The sequence below is a fragment of the bacterium genome, assembly GCA_024224155.1.
Taxonomy (GTDB): Bacteria; Acidobacteriota; Thermoanaerobaculia; order Multivoradales; family JAHEKO01; genus CALZIK01.
In genome coordinates this window covers 1-1539 of the sequence record JAAENP010000329.1, presented here as the reverse complement: position 1 = coordinate 1539, position 1539 = coordinate 1, and the positions used below count along the sequence as shown (strand labels likewise).

Annotated in this window: 1 protein-coding gene; it reads left to right on the top strand. The window is 63.5% G+C overall.

Annotated features, from left to right (window positions below):
• The first annotated feature begins 111 nt into the window (after nt 1–111).
• Nucleotides 112–1377: a hypothetical protein gene (locus GY769_16960; GenBank protein MCP4203612.1), complete on the top strand. Its 1266-nt coding sequence runs from the start codon at nt 112–114 to the stop codon at nt 1375–1377.
• The last annotated feature ends 162 nt before the right edge of the window (nt 1378–1539 follow it).

The window sequence follows — 1539 nt, the reverse complement described above, 5'->3', positions numbered from 1 at the left end:
GGGTCGGCGGTGTCAGCGCCGAAGGCGCTAGCGGATCCGGAGTCTTGGCCCCGCCGAAAAGCAGCCTTACAGCAGTACATCCGGGAGAACGGGGACTCTCTGCGAGCCGAGTTGGCGCGCGCCCGGGCGCGAAAGACTCTGGACTCGACCGCGCCATGGCCCGGCTTTCCGAAGGACGCCACCGAGTGGGTTGAGTGGATCGACCAGAACGAGGACACCTTCAGGGAGGAGATGAAAGTGGTGCGCCAGGGTCAGCACCGCTCCGCGAACGTCCGCGCGGAGGCTCCGCAGAAGTACGAGCCAGCGGCGCGGCTCGAAGCACCGGCTTTCCGCCCGGCGCCCTGCCGACAGGCCGGGTCTCAGCCGCCTCCTTGGTTGGGGCTCGTCTCCAACGGCTTCTTCACTCTTTGGAGGCAGGAGATGGCCCTGACGACGTTCATCTTCGCGTGCGATGTGATGAGGCAGCAGTGGTGTCTGGTGTTCGACGACCCCGAGGAACTCGGGGACGGCAGCAGAGCTTGGAGGCTCCCCATCGAGACGCCGCTTCGCGACGTACTGCTCCCGATCCACGTGGCTCTGCCGGCCTCCCTCCTCGCATACTCCGGCAAAGTCGAAGTTCTGAAGAACGAAGTGACGGTTCGGAAATACACTCCTACCGGGGTCTTCCTGCAGCTGACGTCCTCGGAAGTCGTGGCAAAAACTCCTCGGAGGCGGTCCAACAAGGACGAGGGTGCCGACATGAGCGGCGCCAGCGATGGAACGGAGGCTCTCGACAGCGAAACGGACGACGAGGACGATCCGGACAAGGACGAGCTTTGGAGCGCAGCCTCATCGGACGAAGAAATGCAAGCGAACGATGCGGACGACGGGGCCTCGGAGGAATCCGCAGGAGTTCCGGAGGCAACACCGCCAGGGTTCGACCCGAGCGATGCTGCCGAGGAACTCCCGGGTTCCGCCCGCCTGCCGAGAGGTACCCCTCAGGCGCCGAAAGGTACCCACAAGGTGGCGTGGCATTCGGCCTATTTCACTTTGACACACGACCGCCGTTTCGACGAGATCCGGATGCGCGTCAAACCGAGGTGGCTGGTCCCAGCGCACATGGGCACGGATCACCCGAACAGATCGCTGCGCTCCAGCCACTTCAAGCAGCACGAAGACCCTGTGCGCGTCACGTACCTCGTTCTTCGCGCCTGGGCCTTGTGGCGCATGCCGCGAAACGGGTTTTTGCACGCGGCGAGTGAAGGCCGGCAAGACGCGTTCAGAAGGGAATGCGAGGACCTGCGACGCGAACTTATCGAGGTCGGCGCGACCGCGAACGACGAGGCCTTGTCTTTTTTGCACCTATGGGCGCCGCCCGAGTGTGTGTCCGGTGGATGACGGAGCGATTGTGACGCGCGAAGCAGGCAAAACGGGGCCAGCGGGACAAGGAGTCGACAGGACGGGAGGGGCCCGGATGGATGGGTTCCCCGTAAACTTCCGTAAAGTGCCGGCAACTTTCCGTAAGCTATCCGTAAATTTCCGTAAGTTTCCGTAAGCTTT